Below are 19,165 nucleotides of genomic sequence, written 5' to 3' on the forward strand. Positions count from 1 at the left end.
GCCCGGCGGACCCGGGCGCCCCGCGGAACTCGCGCGGACAGGGGTGCCGGAGCGCGTCCGCTGGGTAGGCTCGGCTCCCATGGAGCATGAGGTGTTCGTTCCGTTTCCGCCCGGGACCGTGCGGCAGGCGCTCGCGGACCCGGAGCGCGTCGCCCGCTGCGTCCCCGGTTTCCAGTGGGACGCCGGCTCGGGTCCCGGCACGCTGGCGGGCCGGCTGCGGCTCCGCGCCGGCGGCTCGACCATCACGTACCACGGCACGCTCCGCGTCACCGAGCGGGACGGCGGTGAGCTGGCCTTCGAGGCGGAGGGGTCGGAGGCCCGCGGCGACGGCTCCGCCGGAGTCACGCTCGTCCTGCGGCTGAACGCCGCCGACGGCGGTACGTCTCTGGGCTGCGACGGGACCGTACGGAGCCGGGGGCGGCTCGCCGAGGTGGACGGCAAGGCGGCGGCGTCCGCCGGACGGCGCCTGCTCGACCGGTTCGCCGCGGCGCTCGCCGCCGACCTGGAGGAGACCCCGGTCCGCCCGGCGCCCCCCTCGGCCCCCGCGGCCTCCGGCGAGAACGGCGACGGCAGGGCCGGGCGCGGCGAGCCCGGTGGTGACGGCGGTGGGCAGGCCCCGGGCGGCAAGCGGTCCGGGGAGAAGGGCCGGAAGGACGCGCACGGCACCGGCGGCACCGGCGGCAACGGCACGGCCCCGGACGGCCCGGAAGCCGGCGGCGACGGCCCGGACGGCTCCGGGGGCGCGGAGGACGAGGCCGGCGCGGCCGGCGGCGGGGAAACCGGCGGCCTCGGCCGGGCCGACGACAACGACCCCGTCATCCCCGGCATCCCCTCGCCCGAGCCGGGCCCCGACGCTGCCGGCGCGCCGACCGCGAAGCCCGGGACCGGGGACAAGCCAGGAGCCGGGCGGGCCGGCGGCGAGGGCGAGGAGCCCCGGCCCGGCACGGCCGAGGCCGCGAGCGCCGCCGCCGAGGCGGGAGGCGGCACCGCCCCCGAGGCGGCGTCCGTCTTCGAGACCGACGTGCCGCCCTCCTCCCTCGACCCGCTCGCCGACGACCTCGCCGAAGCGGACGGCGACACCCCGCCCGCCGAAGCGGCCCACGCCCGCCGCACCATGATCGGCCGCAGCGCCGAGGAGGTGGACCACGCGCCGCCCCGGGGCCGCTACGCCCCCGTACCGGCGCCCCAGCCCGCCTCCGCCGGTGAGACCCTGCGCTGGGCGGCCCCGGTGGCCGCCGCCGTGGTCGCCTCGGCGGTGATCCTCAACCGCGTCCTCCGCCGCAGGCGCTGAGGCCCGGCGGGGATCCGCCGCCCCGGCCGCGCGGGGCGGCGGCGTCAACCCGCGTCCGTGGGTGCGCGCGTGGCGGAAAAGGCGGGGCCGCGGGGCGGGCCCGGACTCGCATAGGGTCGGTGCGTGAGCACTCACGAGACGACCGAAGCGGCCCCGGAGGCCGGAGTCCTGCTGGCGGCGGGCAACGCCGAGGTGACCGTACGGCCCGAGCTGGGCGCCCGGCTCGGTTCGCTGCGGATCGACGGCACCGAACTGCTGAGACAGGGCCCCCGATACGGTTCCTTCCCCATGGTGCCGTGGTGCGGCCGGACCGCGAACGGCGTGTTCCGCGACGGCGCCGAGCGGCACGAACTCCCGCTCAACTCCCCGCCCCACGCCATCCACGGCACCGGCCGCGACCAGGTGTGGCGGACCGTCCGCGCGGACGGCACGGCGGCCGTCTTCACCTACGACCTGGGCGACCCCTGGCCGTACACCGGCCGCGTCACCCAGCTCGTGGAGCTCGCCGACGACGCGCTGACGCTGAAGATGGGCGTCGAGACCTACGGCAACTCCTTCCCGGCACAGGCCGGCTGGCACCCCTGGTTCCTCCGCCACCTCGCCGGCGGCGGAAACGGCGCGGACGAGGGCGTGCGGATCTCCTTCGACGCCGCCTGGCAGGAGGAGCGCGGCGAGGACCACCTCCCGACCGGCCGCCGGACCGACCCGCGCCCCGGACCCTGGGACGACTGCTTCGGCATGCCCGACGGCGTGGACGTCACCCTCACCTGGCCGGAGCGGCTGGAGCTGAGGGTCACCAGCCGGGCCGAGTGGGTCGTGGTCTACGACGAGCAGGACGAGGCCGTGTGCGTCGAGCCGCAGTCGGGGCCGCCCAACGGCCTCAACACGGCCCCGCGCCTGGTGACCCCGATCGACCCGCTGGAGATCTCCACCACCTGGCGCTGGCGCCGGCTCTGAACCGGCTCCGGACGGCGGCGGGGCGCGGCCGGCCCGGGGCAGCCGGCCCGGGGCGGCTCCGGCCCCGGGCGGCCGGCACCGCCGCTGCCCGGGGCGGCCGCCGGGGCCCCGGATAGGCTCGTGGCCATGACCGACGCGCGTGAAGCCCTGCTGCGGCAGATCAAGGACAAGGCCGTGGTGCACGGCAAGGTGACCCTCTCCTCCGGCCTGGAGGCCGACTTCTACATCGACCTCCGCCGCATCACCCTGGACGGCGAGGCCGCCCCGCTCGCCGGACAGGTGATGCTGGACCTCACCGCCGATCTGGACTACGACGCGGTGGGCGGGCTGACGCTGGGCGCCGACCCGGTGGCGACGTCGATGATGCACGCGGCGGCGGCGCGCGGACGCCGGCTCGACGCCTTCGTCGTGCGGAAGGCGAACAAGGCCCACGGGCTGCAGCGGCGCATCGAGGGCCCGGACGTCAAGGGCCGCCGGGTGCTGATCGTCGAGGACACCTCCACCACCGGCGGGTCCCCGCTCACGGCCGTCGAGGCGGCGCGCGAGGCGGGGGCCGAGGTGGTGGCGGTCGCGGTGATCGTGGAGCGGGGCGCGGCGGGTGCGATCGCGGAGGCCGGACTGCCGTACTACCAGGCGTACGGGCTGGACGACCTCGGCCTCTGACCCCGCGCCGGCGGGGCTGCCGGGCCGGCCGGTCCGACCGGGCCGGCGGGGGCGGGCCGGTGGCCTCCTTCCGGCCGGCGGGTGGGCCGCGCCGCCGCCGCGCCACCCCGCCCCGTCCCTTCTCCGGCCCGTCCGGCGGCCCCTCCCCGGCCCGTCCGGCCCTTCCGGGCCGGGGGCGGAGGGACGAAAATGCGCTGCGCGAACGGGAGTTCACCGGGGGAAGAGGGGTTTCACGTGAAACCCGCACCGCCCGTGTCCGGTTCGTCCGCTTGGGTGGTGTGGAGCGGAACGCCGTATCTGGGAGGATGACCCCAGACGATGATGTCGCCCCACGGTCAGGGCCTACTCGAATAACCGGCACATTCACAAGGAGCCGACAGATGCCTATCGCAACCCCCGAGGTCTACAACGAGATGCTCGACCGGGCGAAGGCCGGCAAGTTCGCCTACCCCGCCATCAACGTGACCTCGTCCCAGACCCTGCACGCGGCGCTCCGCGGTTTCGCCGAGGCCGAGAGCGACGGCATCGTCCAGATCTCCACCGGCGGTGCCGAGTTCCTCGGGGGCCAGTACAGCAAGGACATGGTCACCGGCGCGGTCGCGCTGGCCGAGTTCGCGCACATCGTCGCCGAGAAGTACCCGGTCAACATCGCGCTGCACACCGACCACTGCCCCAAGGGCAAGCTCGACGGCTATGTACGGCCGCTGCTCAAGGTCTCGCAGGAGCGCGTCGCCGCCGGCCGCAACCCGCTCTTCCAGTCCCACATGTGGGACGGTTCCGCCGAGATCCTGGACGACAACCTCGCCATCGCGCGCGAGCTGCTCGCCGAGGCCGTCAAGGCCAAGATCATCCTTGAGGTCGAGATCACCCCGACCGGCGGCGAGGAGGACGGCGTCTCGCACGAGATCAACGACGAGCTCTACACCACCGTCTCCGACGTGGAGCGGACCGCCGACGCGCTCGGCTTCGGCGAGAACGGCCGCTACCTGCTGGCCGCCTCCTTCGGCAACGTGCACGGCGTCTACAAGCCGGGCAACGTAGTCCTCCGCCCCGACCTGCTGCGCCAGCTCCAGGACGGTGTGGCCGCGAAGGCCGGCAAGGCCGACCCGTTCGACTTCGTCTTCCACGGCGGCTCCGGCTCCACCGAGCAGGAGATCCTGACCGCGCTGGAGAACGGCGTCGTCAAGATGAACCTCGACACCGACACCCAGTACGCCTTCACCCGCCCGGTCGCGGACCACATGTTCCGCAACTACGACGGTGTGCTGAAGGTCGACGGCGAGGTCGGCGACAAGAAGACCTACGACCCGCGCAGCTGGGGCAAGAAGGCCGAGGAGGGCATGGCGCAGCGCGTCGCGCAGGCCTGCTCCAACCTCCGCTCCACCGGCACCAAGCTGAAGTAACCCCCGGCACCACCGCAACAGCACCACCGCAGCAGCGCAGCGGCACCACCGCCGCAGCAGCACCGCCGCGGTGCGGAGCGCGCCGGAGCCCGGTGGCCGCGACCGTCCAGGTCACGGCCGCCGGGCTTCCGTGCGTGCCGGAGCTTCCGCGGCGGAGCGCGCACCACGGGACGCACACCACCGCGCCCGTCCGTTCCGCGCGTCCGGCAGGCAGACTGGGCCCATGGCCACACACGAGAACCTGCTCGGGGGACCGCCCCCGACCCGCCTGCCCGACGACCCGGAGCCCCGCGAACTGCTCGCCTCCGGCTCGGCCCCCGCCGAGGTCGCCGCGAAGTACCCGTCCTCCTCGCTGGCCTGGGCCCAGCTCGCCGACGAGGCGTACGAGAACGGCCGCGTCGTCGAGTCGTACGCCTACGCCCGCACCGGCTACCACCGGGGACTGGACTCCCTGCGCCGCAACGGCTGGAAGGGCCACGGGCCGGTCCCGTTCGAGCACGAGCCGAACAGGGGCTTCCTGCGCTCCCTGCACGCCCTCGCCCGCGCCGCCCAGGCGATCGGCGAGGAGGAGGAGTACGAGCGGTGCAGCACCTTCCTGCGTGAGTCCTCCCCGACCGCCGCGGAGACCCTCGGCTGACGGGCAGGACCGGGCCGCACCGGCCCGGCCGGGCCGCGTCCGGCCCCGGCGGCCCCGCGCGGGCCGCGCACCCTCCGTCCCCCGGGCCGGCCGTGCTCACACGGCCGGCCCTTGCCGTCGCGCCCCCGGTCCACGGATGATGCGCGGAGGGATCCGCTCCGCGCCGACCGTGCGGGCGGACCCGAGAGGGGACCGGGGCTCCGATGCCGAGAGGAAGGGGCGGACCGCTACCCGGGAGCACGCAGTACGAGGAGACAGCGATGTCGGCACAGCACGACCTGCCCGAAGCCGGTCCGGAGACCCCGAACCTCGACTTCCAGGGCACCACCCCCTACGAGGACTACGTCAAGGCGGACGTTCTCACCCATCTGCAGCACCCGCTCTCCGACGACCCGGGTGAGATGGTCTTCCTGGTGACCACCCAGGTCATGGAGCTGTGGTTCACCGTGATCGTCCACGAGTGGGAGACGGCCGCGCAGGCCCTCCGCCGGGACGACCTGCCCACCGCCATGGCGGCGCTCAAGCGGTCCGAGCACGAGCTGCGCGCCCTCAACGCCTCCTGGGAGCCGCTCGCGCACCTCACCCCCGCCCAGTTCAACGCCTACCGGGGCGCGCTCGGCGAGGGCTCCGGCTTCCAGTCCGCGATGTACCGGCGGATGGAGTTCCTGCTCGGCGACAAGTCGGCGTCCATGCTCGTGCCGCACCGGGGCGCGCCCCGCGTCCACGCCGAGCTGGAGAAGGCGCTCGGCGAGCCCGGCCTCTACGACGAGGTGCTGCGGCTGCTCGCCCGGCGCGGCCACGCCGTCCCCGCCGAGGTCCTCGAACGCGACCTCACGCTGCGCTATGACGCCCACCCGGCCGTCGAGGAGGTCTGGGCGCGGATCTACGCCGGGCCCCAGGAGGACGAACTGGTGCGGCTGGGCGAGGCGCTGACGGAGGTCGCCGAGCTGGTCTGGCGCTGGAAGAACGACCATCTGGTGGCGACCCGGCGGGCGATGGGCGCCAAGACCGGCACCGGTGGCTCCCCGGGCGTCTCCTGGCTGGAGAAGCGGGCCCGCAGGAACGTCTTCCCCGAGCTGTGGACCGCCCGCAGCCATGTCTGACACCACGGAAGCCATGTCTGAGACCACCGATCACCGTACGGCCGGCACCGCAGGGGCCGCTGGGGCCGCCGGCGCCGGGTTCGCCGAGCGGGCCGCGCGGCTCGACGCCGGAGACCCGCTGGCCGGGCTCCGCGACCGCTTCCTGCTGGAGCGGCCCTCCGACGGGGACGCCGCCGTCTACCTCGACGGCAACTCCCTCGGTGCGCTGCCCGCCGGTGTGCCGGCCCGGATCGCCGAGGTCGTCGAACACGAGTGGGGACGGCTGCGCATCCGCTCCTGGACGGAGGGCGGCTGGTGGCAGGCGCCCGAGCGGATCGGCGACCGGATCGCCCCGCTCGTCGGCGCCGCGCCCGGCCAGATCGTGGTCGGCGACTCCACCAGCGTCAACCTCTACAAGGCCCTGGTCGCGGCCGTGCGGATCGCGCAGGAGGGCGCCCCGGGCACCCTCGGCGGCTCCGGTGCGGCGGGCACGGCCGGTGCCCAGGGGGCGGGCTCCGCGGGCGGGGTCGGCTCCCCGGACGGCGCGGGCTCCGCGGACGGGCAGGTCGGTCTGCCGTCCGCGCCGGCCGCCGACGGTCCGCTGGCGCGGGCCGGTTCGCTGCCGCGGCCGGCCGGGGCCGGGGGCGGCGGTGAGGGTTCCGGGCCGCCGCGCGACGAGATCCTCGTCGACGCGGAGACCTTCCCCACCGACGGCTACATCGCCGAGTCGGCTGCGCGCATGACCGGCTGCCGCATCCGCGCCGTGCCCGCCGGGGAGATCGGCGCGGCCTGCGGGCCGCGCACGGCCGTGGCGCTGGTCAACCACGTCGACTACCGCACCGGGCGGCTGCACGACCTGCCCGGTACGACCGCCGCGGCGCACGCTGCGGGCGCCCTGGTGGTGTGGGACCTCTGCCACAGCGCGGGCGCCCTGCCCGTCGGACTCGACGCGCACGGCGTGGACCTGGCGGTCGGCTGCACCTACAAGTACCTCAACGGCGGGCCCGGTTCACCGGCCTTCCTGTACGTGCGGCGGGAGCTCCAGCCCCGGTTCGACTCCCCGCTGCCGGGCTGGAACTCGCACGCCGACCCGTTCGGGATGGCGCCCTCCTACGCGCCCGCCGACGGCGCTGTGCGCGGCCGTGTCGGAACCCCGGACATCCTGTCGATGCTGGCGCTCGAAGCGGCGCTGGAGGTGTGGGACGGGGTCGCGGTCGAGGACGTACGGGCCAAGAGCCTGGCGCTCACGGACTTCTTCCTGGAGTGCGTGGCCGCGTACGTGCCGCGCGGGCGGGTGGAGTGCGTGACGCCCGCCGCGCACGCCGAGCGGGGCAGCCAGGTCGCGCTGCGCTGCGAGGACGCGGAGGAGGTCATGCGGGAGCTCATCGCGCGCGGGGTCGTCGGCGACTTCCGCCGCCCGGACGTCCTCCGCTTCGGCTTCACCCCGCTCTACGTGGGCTACGCCGACGCGGAACGGGCGGCGCGGACCCTGGCGGACGTCCTCGCCGAACGGCACCCGGGCGGCGGCCCTCCCGGCGCCGGCGGCACCGGGGGCGGCCTCCCCGGCGCCGGCGGCCCGGGCACCGGCTCCGGGGCATGACCGCGCCGGACAGCGGCTCCGGCGGGCACCCTCGGGTGCCCGCCGGGGCGGCCCCCGGCGTCGGCCCGGCCGGCCGCTCCCCCGGAGAATCCGCGGAGGCCGTCCGGGCCGACGAGGGAGCCGACACCACCGGTCACACCGCGGATGCGGCCGGTCACACCGCCGACGCGGCCGTCCGCGCCGCCGCCGAGGCGGAGGAGGCCGCGCTGCTCGGTCTGGCGCCCCGGGCGCCGCACCGCACCGTGCGCTACGGCCCGCACCCGTCCCAGCTGATCGACTATCACCTGCCGGACGGCACCCCCGAACTCCGGGTGACGATCCTGCACGGCGGCTTCTGGCGCGAGGCGTACGACCGCACGCATCTGTCGCCGCTCGCCGCCGCGCTGGCCCGGGAGGGCTTCGCGGTGGCGCTGGCCGAGTACCGCCGGGTCGGGGGCGGCGGCGGCTGGCCCGCCACCTTCGACGACGTCTCCCGGATCGTCGCCACGGCCTGGGAGGCGCAGGATCCCCGGGGCGGTGGGGAGGAGCAGGACCCCCGGGGCGGCGGGCCCGACGGCGCCCCGCGCGCCGGCTGCTCGGAGCGCTCCGGCCGCACCGGGGGAGCCGCCGCGGAGAGCGCGGGGCGCCCCGGCGTTCCGGCCGCCGGACGGGACGGCCGCGCGCGTCACGTCCTGCTCGGGCACTCCGCCGGCGGGCACCTCGCCCTCTGGGCGGCCTCGATGCGCACGGCCGCGGGGGCCGCGGGCAGAGGCGGGACGTACGGAGGCGGGACGTACGGAGCCGACGGAGCCCCGGCCGCCCCGGACCGTGTCGTGGCCGTCTCGCCGGTCGCCGCGCTGGGGCGGGCCCATGAGCGGGAGCTGAGCCGGGGAGCGGTCGCCGGGCTGCTCGGCGGCCCCGGTGCCGTGGCCGAACTCCTGCCGCTGGCCGACCCGTTGCTGCTGCCTCCCCCGGTCGCGCCGGTGACGATCCTGCACGGCACCGCCGACCCGGACGTCCCCCTCGCCCTCTCCCGCGAGTACGCCGGCGTCATGCGCCGGGCCGGTGCGCGGGTGGAGCTGCGGGAGCGTCCCGGAGGCGGGCACTACGCACCGCTCACCCCGGGCACCGGCGCCTTCCGCGAGCTGCTGGACGCGCTGCGGGGCCTCCCACCGGAGCCCTCCCCCGGGTGAGACGGGCGGTCCGGCGCCGCTCGCGGGACTCGTCACACCGCCGTCCGGAGCCGGTGCCGGGGTCCGGCCGAGATGCGTGCCACCGAGGCAATGAGTTGAGCTTGATGTGACTTTGCGGTGGTCAGCACAGTGAAGCCGCAGTCAATGCGTACGCCTCGCCCTGGCGGCCGGAACGGACCGCCGCGGGTCGCGAGGATCACGGCAGGGAGGGGACGGTGAGGGCCCGGCGCGGACCGGGCCCGGCGCCAGGCTGTTCGCCCGGGTCAGGCCCGCGGATTCTCCGTCACGGGCAGGCACTCGGCGAGCAGGCCGACGACATCGCGCCAGGCTCGCTGCGCGTGCTGGGGGTGGTAGCCGACGCCGGGGACCGTGGGGTGGTCGACCGGCGGGTGGTGGAAGGCGTGCAAGGCGCCGCCGTAGACCGCGAGGCGCCAATCGACGCCCGCGGCCTGCATCTCGGCGGTGAACGCGTTCCATTGCGCGGGCGGCATGATCGGGTCTTCCGACCCGACCCCGGCCCACACCGGGCAGCGGATGCGCGCTGCCTCGCCCGGTCGCCCCGTGGTCAGTGCGTTGACTGTCCCGATCGCGCGCAGGTTGGCGCCGTCGCGCCCGAGTTCCAGCCCGATGGCGCCTCCGGTGCCGTAGCCGATGGCGGCGATCCGGTCGGGGTCGGTCCGCGGTTCGGTGCGCAGCACGTCGAGCGCCGCATGGCCGATGTCCCGCATCCGGTCGGGGTCGGCGAGCAGCGGCAGGCAACGGGCCAGCATCTCCTCGGGGTCAGCCACATAGCGCCCGCCGTGAAGGTCGAAGGCCAGCGCTACGTATCCCAGTTCGGCGAGAGCATCGGCCCTGCGGCGCTCGACGTCGCTGAGCCCCATGCCCTCCGGTCCGAGCAGCACCGCGGGCCGGCGGTCGGTACCGGCCGGGAGCGCGAGGTGCCCGATCATCGTCAAACCGTCGGCCGGGTACTCGACCGTGCGCGTGGTCATCGTCGTCATGAGCTGGACTGTAGTGATCGTCGAGCCCGGTCCGGCCGGTGTTCTGCCGCCGGCGGAACCGTGCGCGTGTCCCTCTGGAGTACGGGGCCGGGCACTCAGGGCTTCAAGATCATCGCCGTGCTCCTCTGGCGGGCGCCTGGGGCACACCCGTGGTGCCTCCCCGGCGGCCCGCCCGCGTCGCCCTCCCGGCTCCCCGGGCGCGGGGAGGCGGGGTCAACGCGCGCCGCGAAAGGGTGTGGTGCGAGCCCGGCGCCCCGAACCGCGTGAACCGGCCATGAGCAGGGATGACGCTCCGGACCACGGGTCATCCTCAAGTCGTATGCCGGGAAGTCCGCATTCACGGTGACGACGCGGACGGCCCGCGTGCGTAGCGTTCACCGTATGAACGAGACGACGCCGACGCCGGCCTGGACCGAGTCACGGATAGCCCGGACGGTCTGGAGCAACCTGCGGGAGGACCTCCTCCAGGACATCTGGAAGTTCCGGCCCCTCCCCCCGGTCAGCGCGGCGCGTCTGCGGCAGCGCCCGCTGTTGCGGCGGCTGGGCGGCCGCTGGCTGACGCACTGGCTCGTCGGTTCCCTGGCGCTGTTCCTGCTGCTGACGGACATGACCGCAGCGCCGTGGGAGCGGCCCGGATTCCTGGTGCTGATTTTCGGGCTGGCGCAGACCCTGCCGCTGGTGCTCGCCCTGTTCCGGCCGCTGGGGGCCTGGTGGGTGTCGCTCGGTGTCTTCCTCTTCATGACGGTGACGTCCGCCTGGCAGGGCCCGGGGGTCCTGGCGCTTCTGGGCGTGATGGTCGTGGTCGCGCTGCGGTCCCGGCCCCGGGTGGCCCTGGAGATGTGGGCCATCGGCGTGCTGTCCGTGACCATGGCCGCCTTCGTGTTCCACCCCGGAAACGCCTATGTGGTCTTCCCGGTGGCCATCTTCTCCGGCTGCGTTCTCGGCACGGTGGTCGCGATGCGCGGCTGGTGGCTGGCGCGGAACCGGGTCGAGGAGCAGGAGACGCTGGTCGCGGACGTGCGCGGCAAGCACACCGCGCTGGAGGAGCGGGCCCGGATCGCCCGCGAACTCCACGACGTGGTGGCCCACCACATGTCGGTGATCGCGATCCAGGCCGAGGCGGCCCCGTACCGCGTCGACGACGCCCCGGAGGAGCTGACCCGCAGCTTCGGCACCATCCGGGAGAGCGCCGTCGAAGCCCTGTCCGAACTGCGCCGGGTGCTGGGCGTGCTGCGGTTCGAGGAGGCCGGCTCCCTGGGCGTGCCGGACGCGCCGCAGCCGGACCTGTCCCGCCTCGACGAACTCGTCCAGGGCGTACGGGAGGTGGGTCTGGACGTGGAGATCGCCCGCACGGGTGCGGAGCGGCCGCTGCCGCAGGGTGTGGAGCTGTCCGCGTACCGGATCGTCCAGGAGGCGCTGAGCAACGCGCTGCGGCACGCGCCGGGTTCCCGGGTGCGGGTCGAGGTGGCGTACGTCCTGACCGGCCTGGGCCTGCGCATCGTCAACACGGCGCCGACCGGACCGGTGTCCCCGTCGCCCGGGATGGGCCACGGGGTGACGGGGATGCGGGAGCGGGCCGTGATGCTGGGCGGCGAACTGACGGCCGAACCGACCGCCGAGGGCGGCTACGAGGTCGCGGCCTTCCTGCCCGCCGGGCCGGTCGAGGACGAGGAGCGCGAGGCGCCCGTCGGGCGGCGCGGCGCGAGCCCGGGGGACGTGCCGGAGCCGCGGCGCCCGGACGGTCCGGTGGGCTTGACCAAGACCGGCGCGGTGGGGCCGGCGCGGGGACGGACGCCCGCCGCCCGTGCGGACGCCGTCGGCCGCTCCGAGAACACCGGCTCCGGCGACCCGGCCGAGAGCCGGGGGAGCCAGGAGAACCCGGACAGTGCCGATCGCGGTACCGGCCGTTCGGAGGAGCGCTCGTGAACGACGCCGACGCCACCCCCGACACCACCCCCGCCCCCACCCCCGGCCCGGAGCACAGCACCCCCGTGCCCGCCCGCGACTCCGCCGCCCCCATCCGCGTCCTGATCGCGGACGACCAGGCGATGGTCCGCGAGGGTTTCTCCGTCCTCCTCGGCGCCCAGCCCGGGATCGAGGTGGTCGGCGAGGCGGTGGACGGTGAGCAGGCGGCCGTGCGGGCGGCGCGGCTGCGGCCCGACGTGGTGCTGATGGACGTCCGGATGCCCGGCACCAACGGCCTGGAGGCCACCCGGCGGATCGCGGCCGAGCGCGAGGAGGGCGGCCACCCGCGCGTCCTCATCCTCACCACCTTCGACCTCGACGAGTACGTCTACGAGGCGCTGCGCGCCGGAGCCAGCGGCTTCCTCCTCAAGGACGCCTCGGCCCGCCAACTCGCCGACGCCGTACGGATCGTGGCGGCGGGCGAGGCACTGCTGGCGCCGACCGTCACCAAGCGGCTGCTCGCCGAGTTCACCCGTCTCGGCGCCCCCCGCGCCCCGCGCATGGACCGCATCCGCGATCTCACCGAGCGCGAGACGGAGGTGCTGGCCCTCATCGCACAGGGCCTCTCCAACGGGGAGATCGCGGCCCGGCTGACCGTTTCGGAGGCGACGGTGAAGACCCATGTGAGCCGCGTCCTCGTCAAACTCGGCCTGCGGGACCGCACCCAGGCCGCCGTTTTCGCGTACGAGATCGGCCTGGTCACCCCGGGCGGCAGTATGTGAGCCGGGGCGGGTGCGCCGTCGGGGTGAAGGGGAAGGGGCAGGCAGCGGCACGGCGGCGGCCACCGAAACCCCGCCGCCCCGCTATGCGCCGACTTCCGCCGTTCTGTGCGCGGCGGGCGGGAACTCTGTCCACAGGCTGTGGACAGAGTTCCCGGTGAGGGCTCGGCCCTTCTCCCCTTGCGCGGAGTGCGTTCGCAGGCACCGAAGGGCAAACCAGGATAAATCGCCAGCAGCGCCCGCTGCGTCACCGCCCCGGGGCCGTCACCCGGCGACGGCGACGGCGACGGCGAGGGCGAGGGCCAACGGCAACGGCAACGGCAACGGCACGGCGACGGCCCCGGCGCGGGAAGCCGCCGGGGCCGTCGTCCCAACCGAGCCGGGATATCGCCTACTTGGTCTCCAGGTCCCGCCGCCGGAAGCCCAGGAGCCCCAGCCACACCAGCCCCGCCGCGAGCGCGGTGAGGACCAGCAGCGGCGCCCACTCCAGATCGGCGGCGGGCAGCTGCGGCACGTGGCCGAACGGCGAGAGGTTGTTCAGCCAGTCGGCGAACTGGAGCATCTGCCCCAGGTAGCCGACGACGAACGAGTACACCGGGATCAGCCAGGCCAGCGTGCCGTAGCGCGGCACCCAGCCGAAGAGCGCGACCGCGAAACCGATGGTGAACCAGAGGGCCGGCGCGTAGGCGATCGAGGCCCACGTCAGCTTCCCCACCAGGTCGTTGTCCCCGGTCGCCGCCGCCCCCGCGATCCCGAAGCCGAAACCGGCCACGGCCAGCAGCAGCACACCGCCGACGGCGGCCACGGTGACGTGGCTGAGCACCCAGCGGGTCCGCGACAGCCCGGTGGCCAGGAGGGGTTCCGCGCGGCCCCCGCTCTCCTCGGCGCGCGGCCGCAGGGCGGCCATCACCACGTAGATGGAGGCGACGATGGCCAGGATGAGCGCGATGATCGAGGCGAAGGACTCGGTGATCGTCGCTCCGCCCAGCGCCTCGATGGCCTCCTGGATCTCCTGCAGGTCCTTGAGCATGTCCTCGGCGTCCCCGAGGATCGATCCGTACATCACGCCCAGCGCGAAGACGCCGGCGCCGAAGCCGATCAGCATCCCGCGGTGCAGCCGGAGCGCGAAGCCCACGGGCCGGGTCAGCAGGTCGGAGGCCGCCGGGCGGCCGAGCCGGGTGGGCCGCAGCCCCGCGCCCACGTCCCGCCTGGTGCTCAGCGGGAACGCCACGGCGGCGACGAGCGCGGCGAAGGCGAGCGTCAGCAGGACCGGCCACCAGCGGTCGTCGACGTAGACGTAGGTGCGCTGCACCCAGCCGATCGGCGACAGCCACGCCAGCGCCTCGGTGCCGACGTCGCCGGTGGCGCGCAGGGCGTAGGCGAGACCGATCACGGCGAGCGCCATGCCGGAGGCGCCCCGCGTGTGCGCGGTGATCTGGACGGTGATGGCGGCCACCGCGGCGAAGACGATCCCGGCCGCGGCATGCGCGAAGCCGTAGAGCAGCGAGCCGCCCCAGCCGATGGACTCGATGCCCATGACGGCCAGCCCGGCGGCGAACAGCAGGGCCAGGGCGACGTTGGCGACGACGGCGACGCCCAGCGCGGCGGCCAGCTGGGCATGGCGGCCAACCACCGTGGAGCGGACCAGCTCGGCGCGGCCGGTCTCCTCCTCGGCCCGGGTGTGCCGGGAGACGATGAGCACGCTCATGATGCCGACCAGGACGGCCGTGAAGCCGAGCATCTGGTGGCCCATCATCGAGCCGAAGGTGTAGTCGGTGAGGTAGTGGCGCGGGCCCGAGGTGGCGAGGGCGGCGGGGCTGCCCATGGTCTCGGCGGTCGAGGCGCGCTCGGCCTCGGTGGTGTAGAGGGTGCTCAGGCTGTTCGCCGTGAGCATGGTCCCGAGCGTCAGCGAGAGCAGCCACACGGGGATCCGGATCCGGTCCCGGCGCAGCCCGAAGCGCAGGAGGACGCCGGTGCCGGCCAGGGCGGCGGACCGCGCGGTGGCGGGCGGTGGCGGTGACGGGGTCCGCGGTGCGGCGGTGGCGGTGGCGCCGGTCATCGGACGCCTCCGTCGCCGGCGGTGCCGGTGCCCGAGGTGCCGCCGGTGCTGTCGGCGTGGCCGTTGAGGTCGCCGTTGGAGTGGCCGTTGGCGGCGAGCTCGTCGCCGTAGTGGCGCAGCATCAGCTCTTCGAGGGTCGGCGGGTGGCTGGTGAGGATGTGGATGCCGAACTCGCTCAGCTTGCGGATGGCGCCGTCGAGGTGGGTGCCGTCGACGGCGAAGCGGACCCGGGTGCCGTCGATCACCGGCGTGTGGATGCCGGGCAGTTCGGCGAGGCCGGTGACGGGGCGTTCGGTCTCGGCCTCGACGGTCGTCCGCGTGAGGTGGCGCATCTCGCTGAGCGTGCCGGACTGGACGGTCTGCCCCTTCCGGATGATGCTCACGCGGTCGCACAGCTTTTCGACCTGGGCCAGGATGTGGCTGGAGAGCAGCACGGTCTTGCCCGCGGCCTTCGCCTGGAAGATCACGTCCTGGAAGACCACTTCCATCAGCGGGTCGAGTCCGGCGGTCGGCTCGTCGAGCAGCAGCAGTTCGGCGTCCGAGGCGAGCGCGGCGACGATCGCGACCTTCTGCCGGTTGCCCTTGGAGTAGGCCCGGCCCTTCTTGGTCGGGTCGAGGTCGAAGCGCTCGATGAGCTCGTCCCGGCGCTTCTTGTCGAGGCCGCCGCGGAGCCGGGCGAGCAGGTCGATGGCCTCGCCGCCGGTGAGGTTGGGCCACAGTTCGACGTCCCCCGGGACGTAGGCGAGCCGGCGGTGCAGTTCGACGGCGTGGTGCCAGGGATCCTTCCCGAGCAGCTGCGCGGCGCCGCTGTCGGCGCGGAGCAGACCGAGGAGGACGCGGATCGCGGTGGACTTGCCGGCGCCGTTGGGGCCGAGGAAGCCGTGCACCTCGCCGGTCTCGACGGCCAGGTCCAGGCCGTCGAGCGCGTGGGTCCGGCCGAACGACTTGTGGAGGCCGGCTACGGAGATTGCCTTCGTCATGGTTCCGAAGCTACGCGCACTTCACAAACTTGTGAAGTTAAGGAAGCATATAAACTCGCCCTCACCGCCCAGGATGCTGATCAAGGGAGATGGAGCGGACGTGACCGACGAGCCGACCGGGTGGCCGCAGCGGCCGGAGACGCAGCCGGAATCGCAGCCGGAGCCGGAGGCGAAGCCGGAGACCCGGGCGCAGTCGCAGCCGCAGCCGCGGTCCCTGCGGCGGACCGACCCGGACCCGGAGGGCCTCTCCCGCTTCGTGGAGCGCTTCGCCTCGGAACTCGTCGAGGCCGGGGTGCCGCGGATGCCGGCCCGGGTCTTCGCGGCGCTGATGGTCTCCGAGAAGGGCCAGCTCACCGCCGCCGAACTGGGGGAGCAACTGCAGGTCAGCCCGGCCGCGGTCTCCGGCGCGATCCGGTACCTCACTCAGGTCAGCCTCATCAGCCGGGAACGCGAACCGGGTTCCCGGCGCGAGCGCTACCGCCTCCACGACGACCAGTGGTACCTCTCCTTCAGCCGCCGGAACGAGGTCCTTCTCCGCTGGGAGAACACCCTGCGCACGGGCGTCGAAGCGGTCGGCACGGAGAGCGCGGCCGGGCGCCGGCTGGAGGAGACGCTGGACTTCTTCGCGTTCCTCCGCCGGGAGATGACCTCGATGCTGGACCGCTGGATCGAGCACCGGGACCAGCGGCGCAGGGAGGGCGGCGCCGGCTGACGCGGTGTCGCCGGGCCGGGTGCTCCCGGGGCGGGTGCTCCCCGGGCCCGGCGCTCGTTCCTGCACCCCGGCGAGGGCCGGGGCCGCTCAGGATCCGCCCGAGGGCGGAGCCGGATGCGGAAGAGTCAGCCGAAGGGCCCCGGGGCGGACCGTCCAGGTACGGGTGCGGACCGGTCCGCCGACCACCGCGTCGGCCCGGTAGTGGAAATCGGGACCGGAGACGGTGATCGCCCGCGCGTGCGCCGTGACCGGGGCACCGCCCCGGCCGCCGTCCACCGGCTGGATGACGATGTGCGCGAGCCCGCCGCAAGCGGAATCCGGTCCGTGCGCCGTCGCCCCGGGGCCGCCGCCCGCCGCCGGTCCGGCGCCCGGCTCCCGCGTCCGGCCCGCCCCGCCTCCGTCCTCCGTACCGGCTGCCCCGGGACCGCCGGACCCGTTCCGCGCCGCGCCGCCCCGTCCGGCGCCGGAGGCGGAACCGGACGGGGCGCCGTGGCCGGTCGTTCCGTGGCCGTTCCGGCCGGAGCCCGCCGCGCGCCGGCCGCGGGCTCCTTCCCCGCCGGTCCCGTCCCCGCCGGTCCCGTCCCACCGCGACCCGTCCCGCCCCGCGCCGCCGGCCTCCCACGGCTCCGTCCCGCCCGGCCGGAACCCGGAGGCGCCGCCGCACACCGTCACCGACACGTCCCGCACCGGCCGGTCGAGGTCCACGAGCACCACCCCGTCCGCCTCCACGCGCAGCCGGTGGTGGCCCGCCCCCTCGCCGTCCCGGCCCCCGTCCCCCGCACTGCCGTTCGTCCGGCGGTGGCCGCGCACCAGTCCCCGGCAGCCGCGCAGCGCCGGCTGCCACCAGGGCGTACGCACCGCGAACCCGCCGTCCCGCCCCGGGATGCTCAGCCCGCCGATCACCACCCCGTCGCTGTCGTCGACCAGCAGATCGAGCCGCCGCTCCCTGCCGTCCAGCACCACCCGCGCCGCCGGCACCGCTCCCAGCGGCACCCCCAGCTCCCGCGCCAGCGCGGTCGACCGGGCCGAGGCCCCCACCGGGACGAAGGCCAGCGCCGCGTCCGCCAGCTCCCGTTCCCGGTGCAGCAGCCCCACGATCCGGCGCAGCGCGAGATCGTCACCGACCACCACCGGACGCCGCCGTCCCCGGTGCGCCAGATGGCGGGCCACGTCCTCCGGCCCGTCCGGGAGGCAGACCTTGGCGGACGCCCCCGCGCACAGCACGTCCCGCACGATGCGGACCGATTCGGCGTCGTCGCGGCGGGCCACGGGGTCGATGACGATGAGCAGTGGGCGTTCGCCGGGTGCTGGAGCCGACACCTCGGTCCTTCCTCAGGTAATCTCTCGGTGCAAGAGCCCCTGTCGCTGTCTTGCGCCAGGGGCTTCGTCTATCCGGGGCACCGGTTCGACGGCTCTGCGGACGGCGCGCGCCGAGAACGCCGCGCGATCGCCGCCGTGCACGTTGGACATGCCCCGCCCGGAAGGGGTGTACGCCTGTGCCCGCACTTGTGCTGCTCGGTGCTCAGTGGGGTGACGAGGGCAAAGGGAAGGCCACCGACCTGCTCGGCGGCTCCGTGGACTATGTGGTGCGCTACCAGGGCGGCAACAACGCCGGCCACACCGTCGTCGTCGGCGACCAGAAGTACGCGCTGCATCTCCTCCCCTCCGGCATCCTCTCGCCGGGGTGCACCCCGGTCATCGGCAACGGCGTCGTCGTGGACCCGGCGGTCCTGCTCTCCGAGCTGAGCGGGCTCCAGGAGCGCGGCGTCGACACCTCGAAACTGCTGCTCAGCGGTAACGCGCACCTGATCACGCCGTACCACACGACCGTCGACAAGGTGACCGAACGTTTCCTCGGGAAGCGCAAGATCGGCACCACCGGGCGCGGCATCGGCCCGACCTACGCCGACAAGATCAACCGGGTCGGCATCCGCGTGCAGGACCTCTTCGACGAGTCGATCCTGCGGCAGAAGGTCGAGGCGGCCCTCGACTTCAAGAACCAGATGCTGGTCAAGCTCTACAACCGGCGCGCCATCGCCGCCGACCAGGTCCTGGAGGAACTGCTCGGCTACGCGGACGAGCTGCGCGGCTTCGTCGCCGACACCACCCTCGTCCTCAACAACGCCATCGACGAGGGCAAGGTCGTCCTCTTCGAGGGCGGCCAGGGCACGCTGCTCGATGTGGACCACGGCACGTACCCCTTCGTCACCTCCTCCAACCCGACCGCGGGCGGCGCCTGCACCGGCGCCGGAGTCGGCCCCACGAAGATCAGCCGGGTCATCGGCATCCTGAAGGCGTACACCACCCGTGTCGGCGCCGGCCCGTTCCCGACCGAACTGTTCGACGAGGACGGCGACAAGCTCCGCACCATCGGCGGCGAGCGGGGCGTGACGACGGGCCGCGACCGCCGCTGCGGCTGGTTCGACGCTGTGATCGCCCGCTACGCCACCCGCGTCAACGGCCTCACCGACTTCTTCCTCACCAAGCTGGACGTCCTGACCGGCTGGGAGCGGATCCCGGTCTGCGTGGCGTACGAGATCGACGGCAAGCGCGTCGAGGAGCTCCCGTACAACCAGACCGACTTCCACCACGCGAAGCCGGTCTACGAGATGCTGCCGGGCTGGTCCGAGGACATCAGCAAGGCCAAGACGTTCGAGGAGCTCCCGAAGAACGCCCAGCGGTACGTCAAGGCCCTGGAGGAGATGTCCGGCGCCCCGATCTCCGCCATCGGCGTGGGCCCGGGCCGTACGGAGACGATCCAGATCAACTCGTTCCTCTGAGCCGCGCGCCGTGGCCGGCGGGCTTGCACCCCCGCCGGCCCGGACCGGGCACGGCTCAGACTCCTCGGCAGGTGAACGGATGACGTGAGGCTGCCGCAGCACAGCACCGCCGATCCGACCGGATCGGCGTGCTGCGGCGCTTCG

General features: G+C 74.7%; 15 protein-coding genes and 1 pseudogene. 12 read left to right on the plus strand and 4 right to left on the minus strand.

Annotated elements, in window-relative coordinates; all coding sequences use genetic code 11:
- Positions 1-79 precede the first annotated feature (79 nt).
- The 8 genes from LIX60_RS16290 to LIX60_RS16325 all read left to right on the plus strand — a co-directional run bounded on the left by LIX60_RS16290 (position 80) and on the right by LIX60_RS16325 (position 8,805).
- Positions 80-1,291, plus strand: coding sequence for an SRPBCC family protein (locus tag LIX60_RS16290; protein WP_227959056.1), 1,212 nt, complete (start codon positions 80-82; stop codon positions 1,289-1,291).
- A 168-nt stretch (positions 1,292-1,459) separates the two neighbouring features.
- Positions 1,460-2,248, plus strand: coding sequence for an aldose 1-epimerase (locus tag LIX60_RS16295; RefSeq protein ID WP_265585487.1), 789 nt, complete (start codon positions 1,460-1,462; stop codon positions 2,246-2,248).
- Positions 2,249-2,374: 126 nt separating this feature from the next.
- Complete coding sequence (gene pyrE, locus LIX60_RS16300) at positions 2,375-2,911, plus strand: orotate phosphoribosyltransferase (RefSeq protein ID WP_019706803.1); 537 nt, start codon at positions 2,375-2,377, stop codon at positions 2,909-2,911.
- 380 nt (positions 2,912-3,291) lie between these two features.
- A complete protein-coding gene (gene fbaA, locus LIX60_RS16305; protein WP_019707211.1) occupies positions 3,292-4,314 on the plus strand; it encodes a class II fructose-bisphosphate aldolase in 1,023 nt (340 codons plus the stop codon).
- A gap of 223 nt (positions 4,315-4,537) precedes the next feature.
- Positions 4,538-4,951 carry a DUF3151 domain-containing protein gene (locus tag LIX60_RS16310; protein WP_227959058.1) on the plus strand — a complete coding sequence of 138 codons (414 nt, stop codon included), beginning with the start codon at positions 4,538-4,540 and terminating at the stop codon, positions 4,949-4,951.
- A 260-nt stretch (positions 4,952-5,211) separates the two neighbouring features.
- Positions 5,212-6,054, plus strand: coding sequence for a tryptophan 2,3-dioxygenase family protein (locus LIX60_RS16315; RefSeq protein WP_019707209.1), 843 nt, complete (start codon positions 5,212-5,214; stop codon positions 6,052-6,054).
- A 13-nt stretch (positions 6,055-6,067) separates the two neighbouring features.
- On the plus strand, positions 6,068-7,633 hold the full coding sequence (locus tag LIX60_RS16320) for a kynureninase (protein ID WP_227959059.1): 1,566 nt from the start codon (positions 6,068-6,070) through the stop codon (positions 7,631-7,633).
- Positions 7,630-8,805, plus strand: a complete 1,176-nt coding sequence (locus LIX60_RS16325) for an alpha/beta hydrolase (protein WP_227959060.1) — start codon at positions 7,630-7,632, stop codon at positions 8,803-8,805. Before LIX60_RS16320 ends, LIX60_RS16325 begins: the two co-directional genes overlap by 4 nt.
- Positions 8,806-9,068: 263 nt before the next feature.
- On the opposite strand, the gene LIX60_RS16330 is transcribed toward LIX60_RS16325, so the two are convergent.
- Positions 9,069-9,806 carry a dienelactone hydrolase family protein gene (locus tag LIX60_RS16330; protein WP_227959061.1) on the minus strand — a complete coding sequence of 246 codons (738 nt, stop codon included), beginning with the start codon at positions 9,804-9,806 and terminating at the stop codon, positions 9,069-9,071.
- 381 nt (positions 9,807-10,187) lie between these two features.
- On the opposite strand from LIX60_RS16330, the gene LIX60_RS16335 reads away from it, so the two are divergent.
- Together LIX60_RS16335 and LIX60_RS16340 are read left to right on the plus strand one after the other, a co-directional pair.
- Positions 10,188-11,732 carry a sensor histidine kinase gene (locus LIX60_RS16335; protein WP_227959062.1) on the plus strand — a complete coding sequence of 515 codons (1,545 nt, stop codon included), beginning with the start codon at positions 10,188-10,190 and terminating at the stop codon, positions 11,730-11,732.
- Between the two features lie 65 nt (positions 11,733-11,797).
- On the plus strand, positions 11,798-12,493 hold the full coding sequence (locus LIX60_RS16340; RefSeq protein ID WP_308102067.1) for a response regulator transcription factor: 696 nt from the start codon (positions 11,798-11,800) through the stop codon (positions 12,491-12,493).
- 388 nt (positions 12,494-12,881) lie between these two features.
- Here the strand turns inward: LIX60_RS16340 and LIX60_RS16345 are convergent, their stop codons facing one another.
- Both LIX60_RS16345 and LIX60_RS16350 read right to left on the minus strand, forming a co-directional pair.
- A complete protein-coding gene (locus LIX60_RS16345; protein WP_227959064.1) occupies positions 12,882-14,549 on the minus strand; it encodes an ABC transporter permease in 1,668 nt (555 codons plus the stop codon).
- Entirely contained in the window at positions 14,546-15,529 is a 984-nt protein-coding gene (locus LIX60_RS16350; protein WP_227959065.1) for an ABC transporter ATP-binding protein, read from the minus strand. The genes LIX60_RS16345 and LIX60_RS16350 overlap by 4 nt, the downstream gene beginning before the upstream one ends.
- 214 nt (positions 15,530-15,743) lie before the next feature.
- Here LIX60_RS16350 and LIX60_RS16355 point away from each other — a divergent pair, with 214 nt between their 5' ends.
- Positions 15,744-16,241, plus strand: coding sequence for a GbsR/MarR family transcriptional regulator (locus LIX60_RS16355; RefSeq protein ID WP_227962796.1), 498 nt, complete (start codon positions 15,744-15,746; stop codon positions 16,239-16,241).
- 648 nt (positions 16,242-16,889) lie between these two features.
- Here the strand turns inward: LIX60_RS16355 and LIX60_RS16360 are convergent.
- Positions 16,890-17,561: pseudogene (locus tag LIX60_RS16360) on the minus strand (hypothetical protein); the annotation flags it as partial.
- A 176-nt stretch (positions 17,562-17,737) separates the two neighbouring features.
- On the opposite strand from LIX60_RS16360, the gene LIX60_RS16365 reads away from it, so the two are divergent.
- Positions 17,738-19,021 (plus strand): adenylosuccinate synthase, encoded by a 1,284-nt coding sequence (locus LIX60_RS16365; RefSeq protein WP_227959066.1) that lies wholly within the window; start codon positions 17,738-17,740, stop codon positions 19,019-19,021.
- Positions 19,022-19,165: the final 144 nt, after the last annotated feature.

This window comes from Streptomyces sp. S07_1.15 (assembly GCF_020739505.1).
Classification (GTDB): domain Bacteria; phylum Actinomycetota; class Actinomycetes; order Streptomycetales; family Streptomycetaceae; genus Streptomyces; species Streptomyces xinghaiensis.